This window comes from Pedobacter jeongneungensis, assembly GCF_039538295.1.
Taxonomy (GTDB): domain Bacteria; phylum Bacteroidota; class Bacteroidia; order Sphingobacteriales; family Sphingobacteriaceae; genus Pedobacter; species Pedobacter jeongneungensis.
The window spans coordinates 448,533-470,682 of the sequence record NZ_BAABBY010000003.1; the positions used below are offsets into that span (position 1 = coordinate 448,533).

At 38.0% G+C, this 22,150-nt stretch carries 21 protein-coding genes, 1 tRNA gene and 1 pseudogene; 8 read left to right on the forward strand and 15 right to left on the reverse strand.

Annotation, left to right across the window (positions count from 1 at the left end; translation table 11 throughout):
* Positions 1-46: 46 nt before the first annotated feature.
* From ABD769_RS07845 to ABD769_RS07870, 6 genes are all read right to left on the reverse strand, one after another.
* Entirely contained in the window at positions 47-880 is an 834-nt protein-coding gene (locus ABD769_RS07845; protein ID WP_344850856.1) for a prephenate dehydratase, read from the reverse strand.
* Between the two features lie 319 nt (positions 881-1,199).
* Positions 1,200-1,523 carry a type II toxin-antitoxin system RelE/ParE family toxin gene (locus tag ABD769_RS07850; RefSeq protein WP_344850857.1) on the reverse strand — a complete coding sequence of 108 codons (324 nt, stop codon included), beginning with the start codon at positions 1,521-1,523 and terminating at the stop codon, positions 1,200-1,202.
* The gene (locus tag ABD769_RS07855; protein ID WP_344850858.1) at positions 1,523-1,714 is read right to left on the reverse strand and encodes a hypothetical protein; all 192 of its coding nucleotides are present in this window, start codon (positions 1,712-1,714) and stop codon (positions 1,523-1,525) included. The genes ABD769_RS07850 and ABD769_RS07855 overlap by 1 nt, the downstream gene beginning before the upstream one ends.
* 296 nt (positions 1,715-2,010) lie before the next feature.
* Positions 2,011-2,973, reverse strand: coding sequence for a sterol desaturase family protein (locus ABD769_RS07860; RefSeq protein ID WP_344850859.1), 963 nt, complete (start codon positions 2,971-2,973; stop codon positions 2,011-2,013).
* A 1-nt stretch (position 2,974) separates the two neighbouring features.
* Positions 2,975-4,033 carry a 3-dehydroquinate synthase gene (gene aroB, locus ABD769_RS07865; protein ID WP_344850860.1) on the reverse strand — a complete coding sequence of 353 codons (1,059 nt, stop codon included), beginning with the start codon at positions 4,031-4,033 and terminating at the stop codon, positions 2,975-2,977.
* Positions 4,033-4,239 carry an RNA-binding S4 domain-containing protein gene (locus ABD769_RS07870; protein ID WP_025142770.1) on the reverse strand — a complete coding sequence of 69 codons (207 nt, stop codon included), beginning with the start codon at positions 4,237-4,239 and terminating at the stop codon, positions 4,033-4,035. Before ABD769_RS07870 ends, aroB begins: the two co-directional genes overlap by 1 nt.
* A 94-nt stretch (positions 4,240-4,333) precedes the next feature.
* On the opposite strand from ABD769_RS07870, the gene ABD769_RS07875 reads away from it, so the two are divergent.
* Positions 4,334-5,518, forward strand: coding sequence for a proline dehydrogenase family protein (locus tag ABD769_RS07875; RefSeq protein WP_344850861.1), 1,185 nt, complete (start codon positions 4,334-4,336; stop codon positions 5,516-5,518).
* A gap of 193 nt (positions 5,519-5,711) precedes the next feature.
* Here the strand turns inward: ABD769_RS07875 and ABD769_RS07880 are convergent, their stop codons facing one another.
* The 6 genes and pseudogenes from ABD769_RS07880 to ABD769_RS07905 form a co-directional block, all read right to left on the reverse strand.
* Positions 5,712-6,032, reverse strand: a complete 321-nt coding sequence (locus ABD769_RS07880) for an Mpo1-like protein (RefSeq protein WP_344850862.1) — start codon at positions 6,030-6,032, stop codon at positions 5,712-5,714.
* An 8-nt stretch (positions 6,033-6,040) separates the two neighbouring features.
* Positions 6,041-6,676: an HAD family hydrolase gene (locus ABD769_RS07885; RefSeq protein WP_344850863.1), complete on the reverse strand. Its 636-nt coding sequence runs from the start codon at positions 6,674-6,676 to the stop codon at positions 6,041-6,043.
* Between the two features lie 127 nt (positions 6,677-6,803).
* A complete protein-coding gene (locus ABD769_RS07890; protein ID WP_344850864.1) occupies positions 6,804-9,512 on the reverse strand; it encodes a PQQ-dependent sugar dehydrogenase in 2,709 nt (902 codons plus the stop codon).
* A 299-nt stretch (positions 9,513-9,811) separates the two neighbouring features.
* Positions 9,812-10,225 (reverse strand): c-type cytochrome, encoded by a 414-nt coding sequence (locus ABD769_RS07895; protein ID WP_344850946.1) that lies wholly within the window; start codon positions 10,223-10,225, stop codon positions 9,812-9,814.
* 15 nt (positions 10,226-10,240) lie between these two features.
* Positions 10,241-11,229 (reverse strand): annotated as a pseudogene (locus ABD769_RS07900) (PQQ-dependent sugar dehydrogenase); the annotation flags it as partial.
* An 89-nt stretch (positions 11,230-11,318) separates the two neighbouring features.
* Complete coding sequence (locus ABD769_RS07905) at positions 11,319-11,501, reverse strand: hypothetical protein (RefSeq protein ID WP_344850865.1); 183 nt, start codon at positions 11,499-11,501, stop codon at positions 11,319-11,321.
* Positions 11,502-11,851: 350 nt separating this feature from the next.
* Here ABD769_RS07905 and ABD769_RS07910 point away from each other — a divergent pair, with 350 nt between their 5' ends.
* The 5 genes from ABD769_RS07910 to ABD769_RS07930 all read left to right on the forward strand — a co-directional run bounded on the left by ABD769_RS07910 (position 11,852) and on the right by ABD769_RS07930 (position 15,477).
* Entirely contained in the window at positions 11,852-12,754 is a 903-nt protein-coding gene (locus ABD769_RS07910) for a helix-turn-helix domain-containing protein (RefSeq protein WP_344850866.1), read from the forward strand.
* 109 nt (positions 12,755-12,863) lie between these two features.
* Positions 12,864-13,871 carry an aldo/keto reductase gene (locus ABD769_RS07915; RefSeq protein ID WP_344850867.1) on the forward strand — a complete coding sequence of 336 codons (1,008 nt, stop codon included), beginning with the start codon at positions 12,864-12,866 and terminating at the stop codon, positions 13,869-13,871.
* A 181-nt stretch (positions 13,872-14,052) separates the two neighbouring features.
* Entirely contained in the window at positions 14,053-14,241 is a 189-nt protein-coding gene (locus ABD769_RS07920; RefSeq protein WP_344850868.1) for a cold-shock protein, read from the forward strand.
* 4 nt (positions 14,242-14,245) lie between these two features.
* Entirely contained in the window at positions 14,246-14,443 is a 198-nt protein-coding gene (locus ABD769_RS07925) for a cold-shock protein (protein WP_344850869.1), read from the forward strand.
* 257 nt (positions 14,444-14,700) lie between these two features.
* Positions 14,701-15,477: a helix-turn-helix domain-containing protein gene (locus ABD769_RS07930; protein ID WP_344850870.1), complete on the forward strand. Its 777-nt coding sequence runs from the start codon at positions 14,701-14,703 to the stop codon at positions 15,475-15,477.
* A 293-nt stretch (positions 15,478-15,770) separates the two neighbouring features.
* Here the strand turns inward: ABD769_RS07930 and ABD769_RS07935 are convergent, their stop codons facing one another.
* Complete coding sequence (locus tag ABD769_RS07935; RefSeq protein WP_344850871.1) at positions 15,771-17,039, reverse strand: Hsp70 family protein; 1,269 nt, start codon at positions 17,037-17,039, stop codon at positions 15,771-15,773.
* A 79-nt stretch (positions 17,040-17,118) separates the two neighbouring features.
* Complete coding sequence (locus ABD769_RS07940) at positions 17,119-19,212, reverse strand: HRDC domain-containing protein (protein WP_344850872.1); 2,094 nt, start codon at positions 19,210-19,212, stop codon at positions 17,119-17,121.
* Between the two features lie 228 nt (positions 19,213-19,440).
* Between ABD769_RS07940 and ABD769_RS07945 the strand changes: the two genes are divergently transcribed.
* A tRNA-Ile gene (locus ABD769_RS07945) sits at positions 19,441-19,514 on the forward strand.
* Positions 19,515-19,797: 283 nt separating this feature from the next.
* Positions 19,798-21,018, forward strand: coding sequence for a basic secretory protein-like protein (locus ABD769_RS07950; RefSeq protein WP_344850873.1), 1,221 nt, complete (start codon positions 19,798-19,800; stop codon positions 21,016-21,018).
* Positions 21,019-21,113: 95 nt separating this feature from the next.
* Here the strand turns inward: ABD769_RS07950 and ABD769_RS07955 are convergent, their stop codons facing one another.
* On the reverse strand, positions 21,114-21,947 hold the full coding sequence (locus tag ABD769_RS07955; protein WP_344850874.1) for an XAC2610-related protein: 834 nt from the start codon (positions 21,945-21,947) through the stop codon (positions 21,114-21,116).
* Positions 21,948-22,150: the final 203 nt, after the last annotated feature.

Below are 22,150 nucleotides of genomic sequence, written 5' to 3' on the forward strand. Positions count from 1 at the left end.
CCATCTGAAAATTGTTAACTGTTAACCAGCTCAACAGTTAACCAAACTATACCTTGTCGTTCTTCTGATATTCGCCGAGTATATTAAAGTTCGATGTATATTTTAACGCTTTTCTGATGGCTTTATCGTACTTTTCAGTGCTTGGCCATTCTAAGTCGACGTAAAAGTAATATTCATTTCTTTTACCTAACACCGGCATAGATTGTATTTTTGTTAAGCTTACATCCTGTTCGGCAAATACATTTAATACAGTAGCCAGCGAGCCTGCTTTATGTCCAACCTGAAAACAGATTGACGCTTTATTTATTTTCTTTCCTTCGTCGGTTTTATCTTTTTTAAGGATCAGGAAACGGGTATAGTTTTTTTTGTTCGATTCTACCCGGCGCTCTAAAATGTTGAGTCCATATAGCTCTGCCGCTAAACTGTTTGCAATGGCCATAGTATCGGTTAATTTCTCTTCCTGGATACGTTTGGCACAGGCAGCGGTATCGTTACTTTCCACAATTTTAATGTGCGGATAATCGTAAAAGAAATCGATGCATTGGCGGATGGCGATAGGGTGTGAGGTAACGATTTTAATGTCCTCAAACTTTATACCTGGTAAGGCCATTAAGTGCAACTGGATTGGTAAATACACTTCGCCAACCACTGCAAAACCGTAATCGCGGATTAGCGTATAGTTTGGCAATAAACTGCCGGCAATAGAGTTTTCTATGGCCATTACCACGAAATCAGCCTCCCTGTTTTCCAGCTTATCGCAGGTTTCTTTAAAAGAATTGCACTCTACAGTTTCAATTTCTCTACCAAAGAATTTATATGCAGCTTCTTCGTGGAAAGATGCTTTAATACCCTGAATTGCTACTCGTTTTGTCGTTTCCATTTTTGCGTTAAAACAAAAAAGTCCCGGCTGTTTGCCGGGACTTTCTTATACATTTTAATATTGTTATATATCTTTTTGCATATTAGCCCCGGCTCTTACTAAAATAGTAAAAGTAACCAAAGTAATATGTGTTTGTATTTAGCATTTCTTTTTTTGTTGAGCCAAATGTAGTAACAAAATTTAATTTGTCAATAGGAAAATGAAAATATTTTTAATAAAATTTAATTTTGTTAAAAATGGGCTGGTTTTGTAATTGGTCTTTTTGAGGCTTGAAATGTGTCAAGAACCGATTTTTATATGGTTTAAGTCTTTGGCAGTGCTATAAACTATCAATTATTATCTGAATATCTTTTTTTGTAATGGTAGCTTCCTCTGATTTATCATAAATATAAATCATATTGATTTCATCTTCATTTTGGAAATAGGTGATGACTCTACACCCACCACTTTTTCCTTTTCCCTTGCTTTTAACAGCTAGTCTTATTTTGAAGATATTGTTACCCAAAGGTGTTCCTGTACTAGGATTTTTCAATAAAATCGATTCTAATTGAGATAGGTCGCTAATTAATGATAAGTGTTTCTTTTTTAATTGCTTAGCTTTTTTGATGAAAATGGGAGAATATATTATTTTAATTTCAGCCATTATATATCGCTTAGAGAGAGTGGGGCGATTTTACCTTCTTTAATATCTTTAGCTTCTTTTATTCCTTGTTTAATACCATTAAGCAAATTTTCCTTCTTCGAAGACTGGATTACTTTGCCATTAATCCTTTTAATTACTTCTAGAAGAAATTCAGTATCGTTATCTTTGACTTGTATAGTTAAGGTTGTCATAGTATAAAAGTTTATATCAAAAATACAAATTATATCTTAAATAGGTAACTAGCTATGTGTAAAAGGACCTGTACAATCTAAATTTTGGTTGTTAAAGTATTCAGATTCCGGCCTGCGTGGGAATGACAACATTTTTCGAATACAACAACATTATCTGTATTTAGCATCATCTGTGTTAATCCGTGTTTTCTGTGGCAAAAAACAATAGCTGAGATACATAACAAAAACATAAATAATATCACAAAAAAAGGTCTGTGGAGACACAGACCTTTATAGAAATCTAAACAATTAATTTTTTATCCTGTAGAACTTAATTCCCCACGATCGTTAAGTCCTTTTACTTTGTTTTGTTGTAAGGCTTCGAAGTTTTTCTTTTCTTCATCACGTAACTCCTGTTGCATAATTTTAGCAATTTTAGTGCTTCCGTCATGGCTCCATCCTGGTGGGTTGAAAATATACCTCACCTTATCCATAAAGGTTGGCGCTTTTTTCACATCAGCGGTTAAAGCAATAAACTCGTGGAAAATGATGTTTACAGGGCCGGTATCTTTCGGTTGGGTAGTTAAACCGTATTTTACTACATCCTCTGGTAATTCAGCCTGAAAAGTTCCAAACCACCTGTCCCAAAGAATTAAAACCATACCCATGTTTTTATCTAAATAACGTACATTGCTCGCATGGTGTACACGGTGGTGCGAAGGGGTTACAAAGATATATTCGTACCATTTCGGGAATTTGATATTGTATTGTGTATGTACCAGATTACCATAAATCTGGGTTACCAGGTAAGCAAAAAGGATATCAACCGCAGTAAAGCCCATAAATGCCAAAGGCAGGTAAAAGAAAACGCGGTACATCGGCTCAAAAACGGTAGAACGGAAACCTGTTGTTAGGTTAAAGTGTTCTGATGAGTGGTGTGTAACATGCATGGCCCAGAAAAAGCGCACGTAATGCCCAACCGTATGTAAAAACCAGTACAGAAAATCCTGTGCTAAGATTAATACCAGCCAATAAACCCAAACATTAGTAATCTGGAACAAACGAAACTGGTAGCAATAGGCCAGCAAGAAAAACGTGAATGTTTTTGTGCCTAAATTGATCACCACAGCTGCCGTCATCAGATAAATGTTCGTCCAGGTATCGCGTTTGGTATATAATTTTCTGTCGTGCTGATAACTGAAATACATTTCAACCAGGGTTAAAACGATTACGAAACCAAAAAGTCCGACTACAGAAATATCACTTCCGGTAAAATTCATTTTATAAACTGTTATAATAATCCAAACTGCTTAAAATATCGGCTGTGCTAACACGGCAGTTAAACGTGCATTTGCCTGTTGTTTCTAAAAGCGAGAAGAGAATATTTCCATCTTCGTTCTTTTTATCGCTCTGCATCAGTTCTAAAAGGGTATCGAAACTTTCTTTTTTGATGTGGTATTTCGGATATAAAGACAAAATATAGCTGCTGATATCGTTTAATTCTTCTTTTGTTAGCGTGCTGTTTTTAATCGATAAAGCAGCCTCACAAATAAAACCGATGGCTATGGCTTCTCCGTGTGTTAAAGGATTTTCGTCGTTAGCCAAAGAGTAGCCCTCAACAGCATGACCAATGGTATGGCCGAAGTTTAAAATCTTCCTTAAATTTTTCTCATGCGGATCGATAGTGACTACCTCGTTTTTAATTTCTACCGAACGGTAAATGTCTTCGGCAGAAGGATTAAGGTAATCGCTTGCTTTTAACTTTTCGTAATAAGGTTTATCATAAATTAAGCCATGTTTAATCATTTCGGCAAAACCCGATAAAAGCTCACGCTGTGGCAATGTTTTTAGAAATGCGGTTTCGATAAAAACCATTTGTGGTAAAGTAAACGTACCCACCATATTTTTTACATTATCAATATCGATTCCGGTTTTACCACCTACCGAGGCATCAACCTGCGATAACAGGGTAGTAGGCACATTGATGAAATCGATCCCTCTTTTATAGGTAGAGGCGATAAAACCACCCATATCAGTGATTACACCACCGCCGAGATTGATCATCAGGCTTTTACGGTCGGCTTCAAAATCCAGAAGGGTTTTCCAGATGCCAATGCAGAAATCGATGTTTTTGTTTTCTTCACCTGCAGAAGTTTCGATCAGGTCGAATTCAGAGAAATCGTCTAAAAGCGACTGAAATAGCGGTAAACAGATTTCGCTGGTATGCTCATCTGCCAATACAAAAACTTTGCTGTATTTGTTGCTGTCTAAAAGTGTTTTTAAGGCGTCTAAATTGCTTTCGAAATAAAGCGAATGGCCTGCGCTCGTTAAAGTTTCCATTAAATTACTTCGATTTTATCTTGTTCAAATGTGATGATATCGCCAACTCTAACCTTGTAGCGTTTGCGGAATTCCACCTCGCCGTTGCATTTTACCAAACCATCCATCACAGCCGCCTGTGCATCACCGCCGGTGCCAACTAAACCTGTTGCTTTAAGCAGCTGGATTAGCGGAATAAATTCGCCTTCTAATTTGAATTGTATCATTTTGTGCAAAAATACGATTATTTAGAGGTTTTTAGTTTTAACAACCAATGCTTTTTATAATTTTGCACCAATCTGACTTATATATAGATAAAAAATGGATTTAGTTCCCAATAAACAACCTAATTTCGACAACACGGAAATTGCTTTCCGCCAAAAAACCAATCAGGAACTGAAAAAAGCGTATTGGCTTTTTAAAATGATCGGCAGTAATTTTCTTACAAAAGTTGGTCCGGCCATTACAAACTTTTTCTTAAATATCGGCCTGCCAATCCAGGGCGCAATTAAAGCCACTATTTTCCAGCAGTTTTGTGGTGGCGAAACCATTGCAGAATGTAATAAAGCCATTGAGCAATTAGACAAAGGTGGCGTGGGTACCATTTTAGATTATTCGGTTGAAGGAGAGGAAGAGGAGCAGGTTTTTGATGAAACCTGTGCTGAAATTATCCGTACGATTGTGCGTGCAGATGGCGATACCAAAATTCCGATTACCGTATTTAAAATAACAGGGATCGGCCGTTTTGCACTGTTACAGAAGCTTGATGCTAAAGAAAAGCTAACCGCTACGGAAGAGTCAGAATATGAAAAAGTAAAACTGCGTTGTGAAATGATTTGCAAAACCGCTTTTGATAGAGGCGTGCCGGTTATGATCGATGCAGAAGAAACCTGGATCCAGAATACCATTGATGAACTGGCTTTGGATATGATGCGTAAATTTAACCGCGAGCGCATCATTGTGTACAACACTTACCAGATGTACCGCCATGATAAACTGGCTGATATGAAAGCCGACCATTTAATTGCCAAAGCAGATGGTTTTATTCTGGGCGTAAAAATGGTACGTGGTGCCTATATGGAAAAAGAACGTAAGCGCGCTGCAGAAATGGGTTATCCTTCACCGATTCAGCCGGATAAAGAAGCTTCTGACCGTGATTATAACGAATCGCTGCGTTATTGCGTAGATCATATTGAAGAAATTGCGATCGTTGCCGGTACGCATAATGAAGATAGCAGCCGCTTATTAACCTATCTTTTAGAAGAAAAAAATATTAAACACAACCATCCACACGTATATTTTGCTCAATTGCTGGGAATGAGCGATAATTTAAGCTTTAACCTGGCTGATGCTAACTATAATGTGGCCAAATATGTGCCTTATGGGCCAATTAAAGCGGTAATGCCATATTTATTCAGAAGGGCACAGGAAAATACCTCTGTTGCCGGACAAACAGGTCGTGAATTAGGCTTAATTGAAAGGGAATTGAAAAGAAGGAAACTGTAATTCAGTTGGCAGTTATAAGTTAATAATAGAGTCGTCATTTCGAGCGGAGTGCAACGTAGTCGGGAAAACTATCTCGAGATAGATCTCTCCATTCCACTGCGTTCCAGTCGAGATGACGACCATTTTTATATCAGACTTCCGAAGTTCTTCTTCCGCTCGTGGCTTTATTAAACTTCGGAAGTGTTTGCAGAAGTTATTTATTTACAACAAAAGGCTGTCTTCCCGTTAACAGATCGTAAAACAAAATAAAATCACTTGCCAGACTATAACCCGGATATTGAAAAGTGGCAGGTTTGTTTTTTTCGAAGAAAAAGTGACCCACCCATTCAAAACCATAGCCTAAAACAGGCATGGCCAGAAAAAAATGCCAGTTATGAAAAAGAAAACCGGTAAAGAAGGCTAAGACCACTAATCCTGTTCCAATAAAATGCAGGATACGCGAGATGGTATTGCTGTGTTCTGAGAGGTAAAAAGGGTAGAATTCTTTAAGCGATTTAAACTTTTTCTCTGTCATGTTCTAATTTACAAAATTCCGTTTGCTTTTAAAAACGCCCCTAACTGGGCAGGTTTTTCTGTCATTAGTAAAGTATGTAAACCTACTTTTTTTGCACCTTCAATATGTTGCGGACTGTCATCAATAAATAAGGTTTCGGCAGGGTTTAAGTTGTTCTCTTTTAGTACCTGTTCAAAAATATTGATATTGGGCTTACGCAGTTTCATGTGTTGCGAGAAATAAGCTTTCTCAAAATAAGCATCGTAATTATTGATTTTGAAAGTAGTTTTCAGGTAATCTATAATCCAATTGTAGTGGATTTCATTGTTATTGCTCAATAAAAAAGTACGGTATTTTTCTTTCACCTGAAGCAGTAAATCGTGGTTTTCCTGAATGGTGCCAATTAAAAGGCTGTTCCATGCATCGTCAATCTGCTGGTCGGTTAAATCGGGTTTGTTAGCTGCCTTTCTTATTCCTGCCCTAAATTCGGCGGGAGAAATGGTACCGGTTTCAAAATCATCAAATAATTGGTTATGTCCTTTATGGGCAAAGAAATTTTCAATGTCGGTAATACCCAGTTTTTGAAAAGATGCCTGGGCGATTTTAAAATCGATATCAAATATGACGTTTCCGTAGTCGAAAATTATGTTTTTAATGTTTTGCATGGAATCTTTTGAATTTGCTGCAAAGATATTATAGCTGGATTAATGAGAGGTATTAAATCATTAATTTTTACAATAAAAAGCCCGAAACCTGTTGTGATAGGTTTCGGGCTAAGTTTTTTCAATTAACCTATTTAGGCTCCACCGTTATCGATTGAATAATCGGCCGGTTTTTTTTATCGCCTGTTTTTAATTCCTTGAAAACAAAATAGATCGAATGGAATTTCCCATCTGAAATCATATTAATGGGAACACTTTTTCTGAAAGTAGATTTTCCGATCATCATGCCTTTGCTGTCGTCCAGTCTGATTTCTATCTCGCCATCGCTGACAGGATCAAGATTTAAGAAAGAAAATCCGAATCCGGAAATACCATTCAAATCAATATTTTTTATGGCTATCCAGCCATTATCCTTACTTAAAATCAGTTTTTCACCGCCAAATACATCTTTTCGTTCAAAACCGCCAAAATCTTTAAGGTCATCTGCTTCAATTACATTGCTTTTTAAGTTCACCAGGTTGGTGGTGGTTAAGGGCTTTAAACCGGCAGCACCTGCATCAGTATAAGTTGCTTTTAAGGTTAAAACAGATTTCTTTTTATCTTTTGCTGCTGGCGGAACAATTTTGCCCGAAGCTGGTAAGGATGCTTTAACGGCTTCTTTATTGCCTAAAGTCATAATCCATTCGGTAATTTTCTTTACATCGGCTTCTTTCATGGCGGTGTGGGCAGGCATAGGAACTTCGCCCCAAACACCCTGACTTCCACCAATTACTTTCGAAGCCAGATAATCAACTGCTTTGGGATCATTTTTATACTTCGCTGCCACTTTATCAAATGCAGGGCCTATGGAAACCGCAGATTCTTTATGGCAGGTGCTGCAATCAGATTTCAACATCAATGCCTTGCCAATCATCGTTTGTGCAGCCTGCTGATGACCCAATTGTGCTCCGGCCATATCAGTCCCTTCGGTATAGGTATTTGAAATATAAATGCGGCTGTTATTTACTTTCGAACCTTTATCACTCACTAAAACTTTATAATCAACAGGTTTATTCGGGAAATAAAAACTCTTGTTTCCGGCTAAATCAATGGTTACGTTCGGATGTTCGTTTCCTGCAAAAACAGGTATAACGGCGCTTTTTGCAGCGGCATTACTTTTATCCATCACGGTAACGCTTACCGGGTATTCGCCTGCTTTGGCAAAAGTATATTGTAGGGTTGGGCTAGTGGTAGTTTTAGTGATACCTTTTCCTAAATTCCAAATATAAGTTAGAGCATCACCATCAGGATCTTTGGCAATAACATTTGCGGTCATTTTGTAAGGAATTAACCCGCTGGTTTTTACAATATTCAGTTTTTCTACACTTGGCGGACGGTTTCCTTTTAGGTAATCAATCCTTGATATGGCGGCATCAGGATTTTTACTAAACCAGCCTTTGCCATATTCTAAAATATACAACTTTCCATCAGGACCCAATTCCATATCAATCGGCGCAGCCAGCGAGACCTTTGATAAAAAGGGTTCCATGCTCTGGTAATCGCCTTTATCATTCATAGTAACGGCTTTTACCCAACCGCGTACCCATTCGTAAATAATCAGTTTTCCGTTATAGTAGGCAGGGTAGGGTGAGTTTGCACTGGCGTAATAAACTGGTCCGGCCATGGCTGTTCGTCCGCCTGCACCTACCTGTGGAAATTCGGCTGATGCTCCGTAAGGATACCAGATAAATGCCGGTTGTGCCGGTGGAAGTTGTTGTAAACCCGTATTATTCGGCGAATTATTGATGGGCGCGGCAGGAACAAAGGCATCACCATTGGCTCCGTTTGTAAAATCGTAAGCCTTATAAGCATAGTTATTGCCAATAAATAATGGCCAGCCAAAATTACCGGCTTTTTTAGCCTGGTTTACCTCATCATAACCTCTTGGGCCCCTTAAGGCATCATCATTAGAAGCATCGGGACCTACTTCTCCCCAATATAAAAAATTGGTTTTTTGATCTACCGAAATGCGGTAAGGATTGCGGTTACCCATTACATAAATTTCTGGACGGGCTTTTGGATCGTTTTTCGGGAAAAGGTTACCATCAGGGATGCTGTAAGTACCGTCTTCATTCACTTTGATCCTTAAAATTTTTCCGCGTAAATCATTGGTATTTCCTGCTGATCTCCTGGCATCATATTGCTCAAGCCCCTTTCTGTTATCAAGCGGGGCATAACCCTTATTTACATATTGTTGTTTCGGAACATCGAAAGGAGTAGAGTTATCACCTGTAGAAACGTAAAGCAGGTTATCCGATCCGAAAGCAATTGAACCGCCGGTATGGCAGCAGATTTCGCGTTGCGAATAAAATTCTAAAACGATTTTTTCTGATTCTTTCACAATTTGATCGTTAACTAGCTTAAACCTCGATAAACGGTTTACTGATTTGTCAAATGGGCTGTAAAAAAGGTAAATGTATTTGTTTACCGCAAATTTTGGATCGGCGGCCATGCCCAATAAGCCTTCTTCTGCATTTACATCAGGATTGCTGGTTTTAAAATAAACATCCAGCTTGCCGGCTTCTTTTATTTTTTTTGTACTGTTTTTATAAATCAATATTTCGCCACGGCGTTGTGCCACCAAAATATCAAGGTTGGGCAGGACAGCCATTTCGGTTGGTTCTGTAAATTCGCCCTGTGCAAGGGTAGCCTTCACGAAACGGTCCTGATCGGGGGTATCAATTCTATTTTTAGTAATAAAATCGAAGGTTCTGTTCTGGTAATTTTTTTTGTTGAATGTAGTTGCCGAAATTAATATAAACGCAATGGCAGATAACACTAAGGTAAATGTTGTTTTCATCTATTTGGTTGAAGGTTTTTTAATAAATATAGTGCAATGTTTTAAAAACCGAAGTATTGTATCAAAATTTATGCGAATTAGAAAATTAGAGAGTTAGAAATGATAGAATTAGTGAATGATAGAGTTAAAGAATGATAGAATTAGTGAATGATAGAGTTAAAGAATGATAGAATTAGTGAATGATAGAGTTAAAGAATGATAGAATTATGGAATGTTGGATTTACTGAAGTCTTAAACACTCACTCACTCATTCAATCACTCATTCAATCATTCATTCAATCATTCATTCCATCACTCATTCATTTTATACTTTCGCTCAGCATATAATCTGCCAGGCGCTCGATATCTTTTTTACTGATTGCACCATTCCAGGCGGGCATTCCTTTATCTATAATCCCATTATTGATGTTGTTGATTATAGACTGTTTGTCGGCTCCATGTTTAAACTTACCACCTACAAGGCTGTAAACTGTTTCTGTTCCCTGCAATTTATCACCGTGACAGGATGCGCAAAGCTGTTTAAACATTATCGCCGGAGTATTTTCAGTTTTAGCGGTTTTATTGTTCGAAGAAATGGTTTGTGCGATCTGGTTCTCTTTTGTATTTGAAGGGCGTAACCTGAGGATCATATCGTAAGGTCTTTCACCTTTACTCTCGGGCAGGTCGAAATTTGAAGTTGATAGATAAAGGTATCCATCCGGGCCAACCACCATTGACCTGATCCTGCCATATTGTTTTTTTAGCAATATTTCCTGCTTAATAACTTTTCCTTTATCCATTTCAATTCTCAATATAGATTCGCCACGCAAACAGGCAATAAGAAGGTTGTTTTTTAATCGAGGAAAAGCATTTGCGTTATAAAATGTAGCTTCAGACGGACCAATTGATAGTGTATATTCTAGCAGCGGTGTAATCATACCCGCCCTGGCTTCCTGATGGTGGATTACCGGCCAGCCGTAATTGCCACCTTTTTGGATGATATTCACCTCATCGCCACCTGTAGGGCCATGTTCTGTGGCATATAATTGTTTGGTAGCAGGCTCAAAAGTTAAGCCCTGAGGATTGCGGTGCCCGTAAGACCAGATTTCTTTATGTGCCGTATCGTTCTTAATAAATGGATTATCTGCCGGAATGGATCCGTCTCATTAAGCCTTAATATTTTGCCGTTAAAAGTTTTTAAATCCTGCGCCAATATAGGCTGATCAGCATCTCCGGTAGAAATGTATAACTTTTGGTCTGGCCCGAAAATTAACCGGCATCCTGTGTGGTTTCGTGCTGCAGGAATCTGTTCAATTAATGTTCTGGGGTTAATAAGCGAATCGTTTTTAAATTCATAGCGCACTACACGGAGCCATAAACGGTTATTTTCTCCATAATTATGGGCAATGTATATAAAATGGTTGTGGTTAAAAGCAGGGTGAATCACCATTCCCAGCAAGCCTGTTTTGGTTTCGGCCTTTATATCATTTACCTGCAATGCAGGCTTTTCATTAAGTTTTCCGTTGCGGTAAAGGCGTACCTGGCCAGGGCGTTCGGTAAAGAGCATTGTACGGTCGGGGAGGAAAGTTATTTGCCAGGGCACAGTGAGGTTGGTGGCCAGGGTATCAATTTTAAAAAATACACTTGTCTCATCGCTATTGTTTTTAAATGTAAAACTACTCACAAAAGCGAAGGCAGTTATAAAAGCTATTGCAATTAGGTATCTTCTATTGGTCATTGTGATTAAATAAATCGTTTTACTAAATAAATATAGAATAAAATAATTACTGTTAATAACTTGTAAAAGTGTAATCAGAAATTGTTTCTTTATTTAATTACCAATATGGTACCGTCGTTTTTAAGCTTATAGTAATATTGTTTTTCCTGGCGGCGTGTTAAGATTTCAATCTTGTCAACTTCACCTTGTTTTCCCGTATCATCCCTAATGGTATCACCTTTTCTAATACTTTCCAGTTCCTCTTTACTGCTGTTTTTGGTTAGTTGTTTCATAATCTGGTAGTTTAATGTCTATTGTGTAACATTACTAATATCTATATGTTTTGTGCCTGGTTAGATTTGGTGCCGTATGATTTACGATTTTCAATATGAATTTACTAAAAAAAGGAAATTCTTACAACTTATAGTTGTATTGTGTAATAATTTTGTGTCAGCCTATTGTCATTACGAATATTAACTGTACATTACATTATGGGCGATAAATTAAATATGATTCTGGGAATAGTTTTCCTTTTAGGTGGTTTTAGTGTTTTCTTTGTAATTTTTAGCGGTAAAAAGAGTTAGTTCGGTTTTCAAAATACTTTCATTGAGCTGTTTTCTCTTTGAATTGTTTAATTTTGAATATGCAGCAAAATCCGGTATCCGGCAAAAAAACAAATTCATTTTCTGGTATTCATATCGATCCTATTCAGTTTAGGGTTGCCGGAATGCATGATGATAAATGTAAGTTGACAGCTTATAACAGGAGAGATTTTTATAAAATTTCGCTTATTACAAAAGGCTGTAGTACATTGTTGTATGCTAACCGCGATATCGAAATCAGCAAACCGGCATTGGTTTTTACCAATCCGCTCATTCCGTATTCCTGGGATGCAAAGGAAGAGAATATGGAGTACGACGGGCATTTCTGTGTTTTTAGTGAAGATTTTCTGCACACCGGAGCGCGTATGGAAAGCCTGCAGGATTCTACTTTGTTTAAAGCAGACGGAAATCCGGTTTACCTGCTTAACGATGAGCAATTAAAATACCTTAAAAGCATTTTTGAGCGCATGCAGGCCGAAATGGACGGGGATTACGTTTATAAATATGAGCTGATCCGCAATTATGTGAATGTAATTATCCATGAAGCGGTTAAAATGCAGCCTGCGGTTGCTTATTTCAATCCTACAAATGCAGCCTCCAGAATTACCAATATTTTTTTAACGCTTCTGGAAAAACAATTCCCGGTCGATTCTCCACAGGATCCCCTTAAATTAAAAAAGGCCGGCGATTATGCCGAAAGGCTTTCGGTGCATGTAAATCATTTAAACGCCGCCATTCAGGAAGTAACCGGCAAATCTACCACTACCATTATTAACGAAGCCATTATTGCAGAGGCTAAATCTCTTTTGTTGCATACCGATTGGAGCGTTGCCGAAATTGCTTTTAGTCTTGGTTTTGAATATGCCTCCTACTTTAATAATTTCTTTAAAAAGCATACGGGTTATACGCCGATGAAAATCAGGAACAATTCTTTGCCTGCATGAAATCTTTCTTTTTGAAGCAGTTGATTTGTTTAATAAACACTTTGATTTGTATAATCGGCTAATTCCCCCTCACTATAACTTTGTTCATGTTAAATTAAAAACATAAAACATGGACATTAAGAAAATAAATTTAGGTAGTGAAGGACTACAGGTACCGGTGCAGGGATTAGGTTGCATGGGCATGACTACCCTTGCCGGGGGAGATATTTATGGTAAAGCCAGCGAAGAAGAATCAATTGCAACCATCCATCGTGCACTGGAACTTGGAATTAATTTTTTAGATACCGCTGATTTGTACGGACCGCTGTTAAACGAACGTTTGGTGGCCAAAGCCATAAAAGGTAACCGTGAAAAATATATGATTGCCACAAAATTTGGCTATGAAGTTGATGATAACGAACAATTAACCTGGGGATTTAACGGTACACCGGCTTATGTGCAAAAAGCGGTAGACCGCTCATTGAAAAATCTCGGTACAGATTACATTGATTTATATTACCTGCACCGTGTTGACCCGAATACGCCAATAGAAGAAACTGTAGGTGCAATGGCCGGGTTGGTAAAATCGGGCAAGGTAAAATACATCGGTTTATCGGAGGTTTCTGCAGAAACGATTAGAAAGGCGCATAAAATTCATCCCATTACTGCAGTGCAGAGCGAATATTCACTTTTCGAACGCGAGGCAGAAACCAGCGGCGTTTTGGATACCTTAAATGAACTTGGAATTGGTTTTGTTGCTTATTCCCCGCTGGGAAGGGGCTTTATTTCGGGCGATATTAAAAGTCCTGATGATTTTGCTGAAGATGATTTCCGCAGAAGCATTCCACGTTTTCAGGGAGATAATTTCTATAAAAATATAGATTTGTTAAAAGAGATCGGGCTTATTGCAGCAGAAAAGGGCGTAACGCCTTCGCAACTGGCTTTGGCCTGGGTACTTGCTCAGGGCATAGTGGCCATTCCGGGTACCAAAAGGATTAAGTATATTGAAGAAAATGCAGCTGCCATCAATATTACCTTAAGTGCAGATGAAAAAGAAAAATTAGAATCTATTGTGCCTGTAGGCGCTACCGCCGGAAGACGATATGATGCCACCCAAATGCAGTTTGTAAATGCTTAATTGTAATCAGCAAATTGGAAAGCCGTGGGTTAACCCGCGGTTTTTTTTTGAATAATCTTAAGTTAAAAACTAAAAAAATGGCTAATAGTACACTCGATCTACACATCTCATGTGAAAATCTATTTAACTGCTAAACATTTTGGCTTATTCGTATGTTTGATAATTAAAAAATCTGAATAAAATGCAGGGCACAATAAAATTTTATAATGAATCGAAAGGTTTTGGATTTGTTGTAACAGAAAACGGGGATGAAATTTTTGTACATGTTACAGGTTTGATCGATAAAGTAAGTCAGAATGACAGGGTTGAATTTGAGGTTGCGCAAGGTAAAAAAGGACCAAATGCCATTAATGTAAAATTGATTAAATAGCGATATGAGGCTGGGTACAGTAAAGTTTTATAATAACGAAGAAGGTTTTGGTGGCATAACCCCATCAAACGGAGGCATGGAAGTGAATGTTTTTGCACATGGAATAGTGGGCGAAATTAAACCGAACAACATTGTTCAGTTTGATATTGAATTTACGAAGTTAGGAGTAGAGGCCGTTCAGGTGAGGGTTTTATCTGCCTGACAGGAAAATCTGGTGCAGTTAACCGCTTAAATTGTATTGTAATAAATAATAGAGCGCATTTTTAATAAGCGTAAATATTTCAAAAATGATTAAAAACAATTCATTTTTAATCATTAATCTATGCCTTCTGATCTTTTAGAAGGCTTTTTTATGATATTTGTACGCTGAAAATGGCCGTGGCTTCTATAAAATATTGATGGAGATGTAACCTCGCCGAGCTATTTCAGTCTTACTGATGTTTATCCTTTTAGGTTATTATGATACAATTAGAACCGATTAGCGGGGTTTTTAACAGGGAGCGTGCATTGCAGGCAACATATCCCATGCGGATGTTGATTGTAAGGGAAGGGAGTGGTTTTTTATGTATGAATTCCGGCGACCATGAACTGCTTGAAAAAAGAATATTTTTTATTCCTGAAGAAGGTTTAGTTAGGCTCGACGGGCGGATTAAATCTGGTTACTGGTTAAATTTCAGCAGTATGCTGTATGCCGAGTTTTTATTGCAGCATTTGGATCCATTGGCAAAAAATCTTTTTCTTAACTTATCTTACAGGGATTTAACCCCTCAGGAATCTATCAAAACCTATAGTTTATTAGATCAGCTTAAAAAAGAAATTGATGCTAAAAAAGATTTAAGGTTTTTAGCTCAGTACTTATCCCTGTTTCTCGGTTTTACTGCCGGTTTAGATGGTTACCTGGCTGCATTAACGTTAGATGAGTTGCAACAGGTTTTGCGTTTCAGGGCAATTTTAGATCAGTATTACCGCGAAGAAAGAGCCGTTCAGTTTTATGCTGAAGGGATGGGAATGAGCGTGGGGAAATTAAATAAATTTTTAGACCGCGTGCTGGGAAAAAGTTTAACCGTACTGATTAAAGACCGGATTATGAGAGAAGCTGAGGAATTATTGCTGCACAGCGATTTTTCTGTTGATCAGATTTCAAGAATATTGGGGTTTGAGCAAACTAATAAGTTTTTAACAAGTTTTAGAAGACATAAAGGAATATCGGTACTTCAGTTTAGCAGACTGGTTTAAGAAAAGAAAATTGGTGCGTCTGGCAAAGAAATGACCATCAATTTGATTTCACCTCTTCCAGAAAACAGGCTTTCCGGACCTCACAACATTAATTGCTTTAGCGCCTAACGCGTAAGGCTTTGCTCCCTGTATCTGCTATCAGCCGCACCAATTTTTCACCTGCTAAATTATAAAAATCTTACTACAAAGAAGAAAATAATCTTCATTATGTTACAAAGCTGTAATTAATTAATTACAGGGCTTTGTATGCGCCGTAAATTTATCTTCTGTCGTTATAAATGTGGTGCATTATGCTAGTTTTCAAACAAATAACCACTGTAGGCCAATCCTTTTGCCACACTTTTAAAGTTATCGCCGGAGTTTAACGGAATGTGTGGAAACTTATTCTTAAAAAGGTTTTGCACAGCCGACACCATTGAGGTTCCTCCTGTTAGAAACAAACAGTCGATATCCTGTGGGTTGATTTTGTAAGTTTCCATAAACTGATCGAGGTAGGCATCAATCCTGTTAATATCCTTTTCAATAATCGAGTTATATTGTTCGAGTGAAATATTTTCATCAATTTCTATCTCCATATTGTTATAGGCAAATGTAGAAACAGGCTGATCTGAAAGCTCAATCTTTGTTTTTTCAATTGACCTGAACAAAGAGTAACCCAGGTTATTTTCGATCAGGGTGATCAGGTTTTTAAATTTAGAATCGTTTTTAGAGTAGTAATAGTATTCTTCAATCTCTTTCTGGATTTTCAGGCCATTAAAGAAATTCATTTTATCCCAGGTACAGATATTGGCAAAAAGCGATTTGGGCACATTTAAAACTTTCCCCGGTGTAGCCTCGTACATGGTGTTTTTTCCGAAATAGGGTGTTCCTTTATCCCACATAAATGCAGAATCCAGGCTATCTCCACCAATGTAAATGCCTCCGGAGGCAATCATATCTTTTTTTCTGTCCTTGCTGCCCACTTTATCAGGATCGAGGATGAGGTAAGTAAAATCGGTTGTACCCCCACCTAAATCGGCCACCAGAACACGTTCTTTCTTTTTTATGGTTTTTTCATAGGCGAAAGCTGCTCCGATAGGCTCAAACTGAAAGCGAACTTCGGTAAAGCCGGCACTTTCTGCTGCTTTTTTTAACCTGGTTTGTGCCAGGGTATCTTTCATGGTATTGTCGTCATCAAAGAAAACCGGACGTCCAATAATGGCTTTTTGGCAATCTTCGCCAATAATTTTATCAGCTTTTTCTTTTAAATCTTTGAGAATCAGCGTAACCAGATCGGAAGCGGTATATCTTTTATTGTGGATGCGGGTTTCAGTAAAAGTGGTTCTCGAAAGGATCTGCTTAATGGATTTAATAAAGCGGCCTTTCATGCCATCGTTTAAATACGCATCTATTGCTTTTTCGCCAACAATGTGGTTTTCGCCATCAATAATGCTTTTAACTTCTGTGAAATAAATTAACGAGGGAATTGAAATCGTATCTATAATTTCTTTCTTTTCTTCATCATAAATGGATAGTGCCGAATTGGTTGTTCCAAAATCGATTCCGTATAAAAACTTACTCATGGCCTGGTGTATGGTGAAATGTAGCGATTGAAATGGGGCTGCGAAAGTATTAAAAAAAGGTGTACCGAACTAAATTTTTTTAAAATAACTCACTTGTGCCCAAATGGGCATTTACAATGCGTGTAATCTGCTGTCCGAGTTCTTTGGCATTACCAACGCCAACGCTTTTAAGCGCAGCCAGTTGATCTGTTGTTCTCGGCATCCGTTCGGCGATAGAAAGCAGGGCCAGATCAGACAGTACGGCATAATCCTGCGTTCCTCTTTGCAGGGCAATGGTTTTGCGCCATTCTATAAGATTTTTATAAACCTGCGGATTGGAAATTTCTTTTGGCTTAATACTCGATTTAACCGTCTTTTTCTCGGGTTGTTTATTGCTTGCCGCGTGTAAGGTGTTGATATAATTTTTAATTGAAAACGGATTCCACGAAATTTTAAATAAAGCCAGTTTAATTTGAAGTGCATCTTTAACTTCATTCAATAACGTAAGAAGCTTATCAGAATGGGTATCATTGTAAAAATTGATCGCCACAATCCTTGCCGTTAGTGCGATGAGTTGCTCCAGTTTCGGAATAAAATAATCAGATGCTTTTTGCAGGCGCTCCATAAAGGCCGTTTCGTTTGCCGGATTTTCGGCCATGCTTATTTTTGAAAATTCCTTTGCGATAAAATTTCGGGCCACTTTAAAAATTTCGTTCTGAAAGATCTGGTTTCCCTGCTCGTAGATGGATAAAAAGGCATTTTTTTCATCTTTATCGATTAGTTTAGACCGCCCCAGTTTCTCCCAGTCTTTTGCAACAAGCGAAAAATCCAGTAATTCGTTAATCAAGCCCCAGGCATATTGCTGGCTATAACGTTCTAATAATGCGGCAGTAGGTTTATCCTGATAACTGTTTTTGGTAAAACTGATGACTTTGGCATCGGTAATGATATTTTCGGGAGCCACAGGCGATTTTAGGATCAATCCTTCCAAGCTTCTGCAGCGGCTTAAGGCCACATAAGCCTGTCCGTGGGTAAATGCGGTACTTACATCAACAATGGCATGATCGAAGGTTAATCCCTGACTTTTATGAACGGTAATGGCCCAGGCTAATTTAAACGGATATTGTGAAAATGAACCTGTGCTGGTTTCGTCTATTTTATTTTCTTCAGCACTCAGGCTGTATTTAACATTTTGCCAGATTTCTTTTTCAACTTCGATTTCTTTCCCATCACTAGAAAAACTAACCTTTATCGAATCCTCATTAATGGCGGTGATTTTCGCTGCTTTTCCATTGTAATACTGTCGCTTTCCTGAGGAATCATTTTTGATAAAAATAACCTGAGCGCCAAGCTTTAATTGTAGTTTTTCATCTGTAGGATAGGCATCTTTTGGGAAATCGCCGTTTACTTCGGCATCAAATTCAAAAATATCGCCTTCCAGTTTTTCTAAACAACCCTGGTTAATTTCGTTAACCAATTGATTGTGAGTGGTTAAAGTAATGTAATCATCCTTCCATTCCTGATCTAAAGAAGGATCATAACGTTCATTTAATTTCTCCAATAAACCGGCATCGAGAGTGTTTTCGCGCATGCCATTCAGAATATCCAGAAATACAGGATCTGATTGGCGGTACACTTTATCCAGGGTGAAAGTAAGCATCGGAGTGCTGCGGAAAATTAAACTGTCAAAAAAGTACGGACTGGAATAATATGCGCCCAGAATGTGCCAGGCATCGTGAAAAATAGGGGAGAGCTGATAAAGATCACCAATCATTAAAACCTGTACGCCACCAAAGGGGCGGTTAGATCCTTTAACACGTTTCAGGGTACGGTCAATAAAATCAATAATATCAACCCTAACCATACTGATCTCATCTATAATTAAAAGATCAAGACAGCGTAATAACCTTGTTTTTTCGTCCGAATATTTAAAATTGGTATCTGTATTTTCATCTACAATCGGAACTAATGGTCCGAAAGGGATTTGAAAAAACGAATGGAGCGTTACGCCACCTGCATTTATAGCCGCCACCGCAGTTGGTGCAACAATGGCAAAATTCTTTTTAGTGGTATCCCTAATCTTGCGAAGGAGGGTGGTTTTACCTGTTCCAGCTTTACCGGTTAAAAAAACGGGCTGGTTGGTTGTGGCTAAAAAATCTAAAAGAAGCTGGTTGTCCGGATCGGGCGTATTCATATCAATTACAAAATTAACCTATTCAAAACTCATTTAAAGAGAGATTAACAGCCCTTTTATCCACATTTTGAGCGGAGAGGCAAAACCTGTTGAAAATAAAAAATAAGATTAAGCAGTTGAAAATGAGTTTGTATAACGCATTTTAATGAAAAATTCCCAAAAACATTTTCGAAAATTCAATTCAAATTTGTAACATTGCACTCGCAAAAAAGGAATATCCTTTTTTCCGGGCCTATAGCTCAGCTGGTTAGAGTAGAAGACTCATAATCTTTTGGTCCCTGGTTCGAGCCCAGGTGGGCCCACTGCTTTAAACCCCTTTAAGGATAACTTGAAGGGGTTTTTTGTTGGTTTAATCTTCGCAAACCAGCAGCCTCTTTTTGAACTGACAGAACCTAACATCCCGGGAAATTCAGATCTTTGCCATATGTTTATTACTCATATTAATTACGTCAGACTAAAATAAATTCTACACTATTTTTTGTAAGAATAAGGATTTGTTTTTTAATATAATCTCTATTTGATTTACTAAAACCTTTTAGTATTATTGAGGTAAAGAAAAATATTTACTACTAACCAATTTATCTTATGAAATTCTCAAACAAAAGCAAAACATTTACATGTATTCTTTTAGGCACGGTTGTCTTTTTATCAAACTGCAAAAAAGAGCAAACAAACACAGAAATACCCGAACCTGAAGTTATAAACAACACTGCGGCTACCAGGACAGAGGTAACCGGCCAGGCCCGGTTTACTGTTAGTACAGAAAACACCGGAGGGAAGGATGCAGCCGAGGGCTCATCAAAAGCTATTGATAACAATATCGATACTAAATTTTTGATATTCAGCCATCAGTCTAATTTTTATATGCAATTTGAGTTTACCACCAATACCCAGGTTGCAGCATATACATTCACTTCTGCTGATGATGCGAGCGAAAGGGATCCGTCTAACTGGACCATTACAGCTTCAACAGATGGCAACAACTGGACAGAATTAGACCATCGTGAATATGAAATGTTCTCAAAACGCAAACAGAGCAAGACGTATAATTTTGTTAATAATAATTCCTATAAATTTTACCGCATTAATGTGAAAGTCTTATTTGGTCAAGCCAATCCGATCTTCCAGCTGGCAGAAATAAAATTATTTAATGTTCCACAGAACCAGCAGGCATTGGCGCCAAATAATACCCTCGAAACTGTGGTTGAAGGCGCAAATACTTTAATTTTTACAGATAAGACGGGTACTTTTAGTGCTGCTACAAAAGCAGGTTTCATCACGGTGTTTAAAGCCAACTATCAGCGGATGGCGAATACTTTTAACGCCAATGCACCGAAAACGCAGGTATTTGTGATTGATTCTGAATATGAAGGTGTTGCAGCAACCTATGGAGGGTCTATTATCCGTTATGATCCCAGATATTTTGCTGGTAATCCGAAAGATATTGATGTGGTAACCCACGAAATGATGCACGTTGTACAGTCGTATAAGTTTAACCTGCCCAATACCGGATGGATTACCGAAGGAATTGCAGATTATGCAAGGTATATTTTCGGCTACGACAACCCAGGTGCCAACTGGTCGTTACCAGCTTACAGTTCGAATCAGAATTACACTGATGCTTACCGCGTTACGGCACGTTTTTTTGCCTGGCTGGAAAACCATGGTTATCAGGGCATCATCGTTAAATTGGATAAAGCAATGCGGGATGGTACCTACAATGTGAACACTTTCTGGTCGGCAAATGCAAATGGTAAAACTGTAGATCAATTGTGGCAAAATTATATAGCTAACCCTGCTTTGTAAAAATAGCAGATGCGATATAACATTTATCAAACTTCAGCCAAACTGGGGTTTGGTAAATGATTATAAAAGACCAGCATATATGCAGGAAATTTCGGTTATTGTTCTTCTTTTGAGCGCAGCCATATCAATTTGTTTGCTTTATCAAACCGGTACACATCGCTCCACCACCTTGCCCCGCCACGGCATGAGGTAAAAAAGAGCTTGTTTTTTGTATCGAGTTTTACGTCGCATAACCCGAGGCATTGTGCATTGGTATTAGTGGGTTCTTTCAGTTTTTTGAAACGTTTTGAAACAGGATCATAAAGAAAAATGGTATAGGTTCTGTAAACGCCCATTCCGGCATCGGGTATGGAAAATCCGACATCATCATGGCCGTCAAAATTATAATCGGCTATATGGCTTTTTCTGAATTGCTGCGGGTTGTCGAAGCCCTCCAGCTGTAAGGTTTCTCTTTTGCCAGGTTCATAATTAAATGTAAGTTGAGTATTTTCATTGTGACTGAAAGTTATCAATACATTGTTAACTAGCAATTTGTCTTGAGTGTTATCAACAGAATTACCCGTAATTTGTTCAAGCTTAAATATTCTTCCATCTTTAAGCCGTTTATAAACCGCTCCAAAAATTTTACCGGTTGTTTCGTTTAAGCTATAGTTTCCGGTAATTTTCCCGTCCATAAGTTCATCCCAGCTATAGTAAACTGTGGGAACATTATTACCCGCATTCTTTTTAACGTGTACTGTTCTTATTTCTAAAGGGATAATCCCTTTTTGACCAACATACTGCACAAATGCGCCCTTTCCCTCTGATCCATAATAGATGTGCAACTGAAAGCTTTTTTCGCTGTCTGTAGATTTCAGAAGGTAGGGTTGAGCCTTCGCCTGTAAACAAACGAATGTAAGGATGATATAGATTAAGTAATTAAATTTCATGCTTCTGATACTATTTTAATGCGGCTGATTGTGGGCACTGTGCTATTCAGCTTTTACTCCAATAAGATACAAAATTAAAATATATTTTTTTTTCTCAAATTTAGGAATTAATAGTGCCTGAGCTTTATCTGGCAAGCCAATCCCGATATTTTACTGTTAATTTCTTAATTACTGCACCAAAGCTTTTATGGTAACGATTTGGT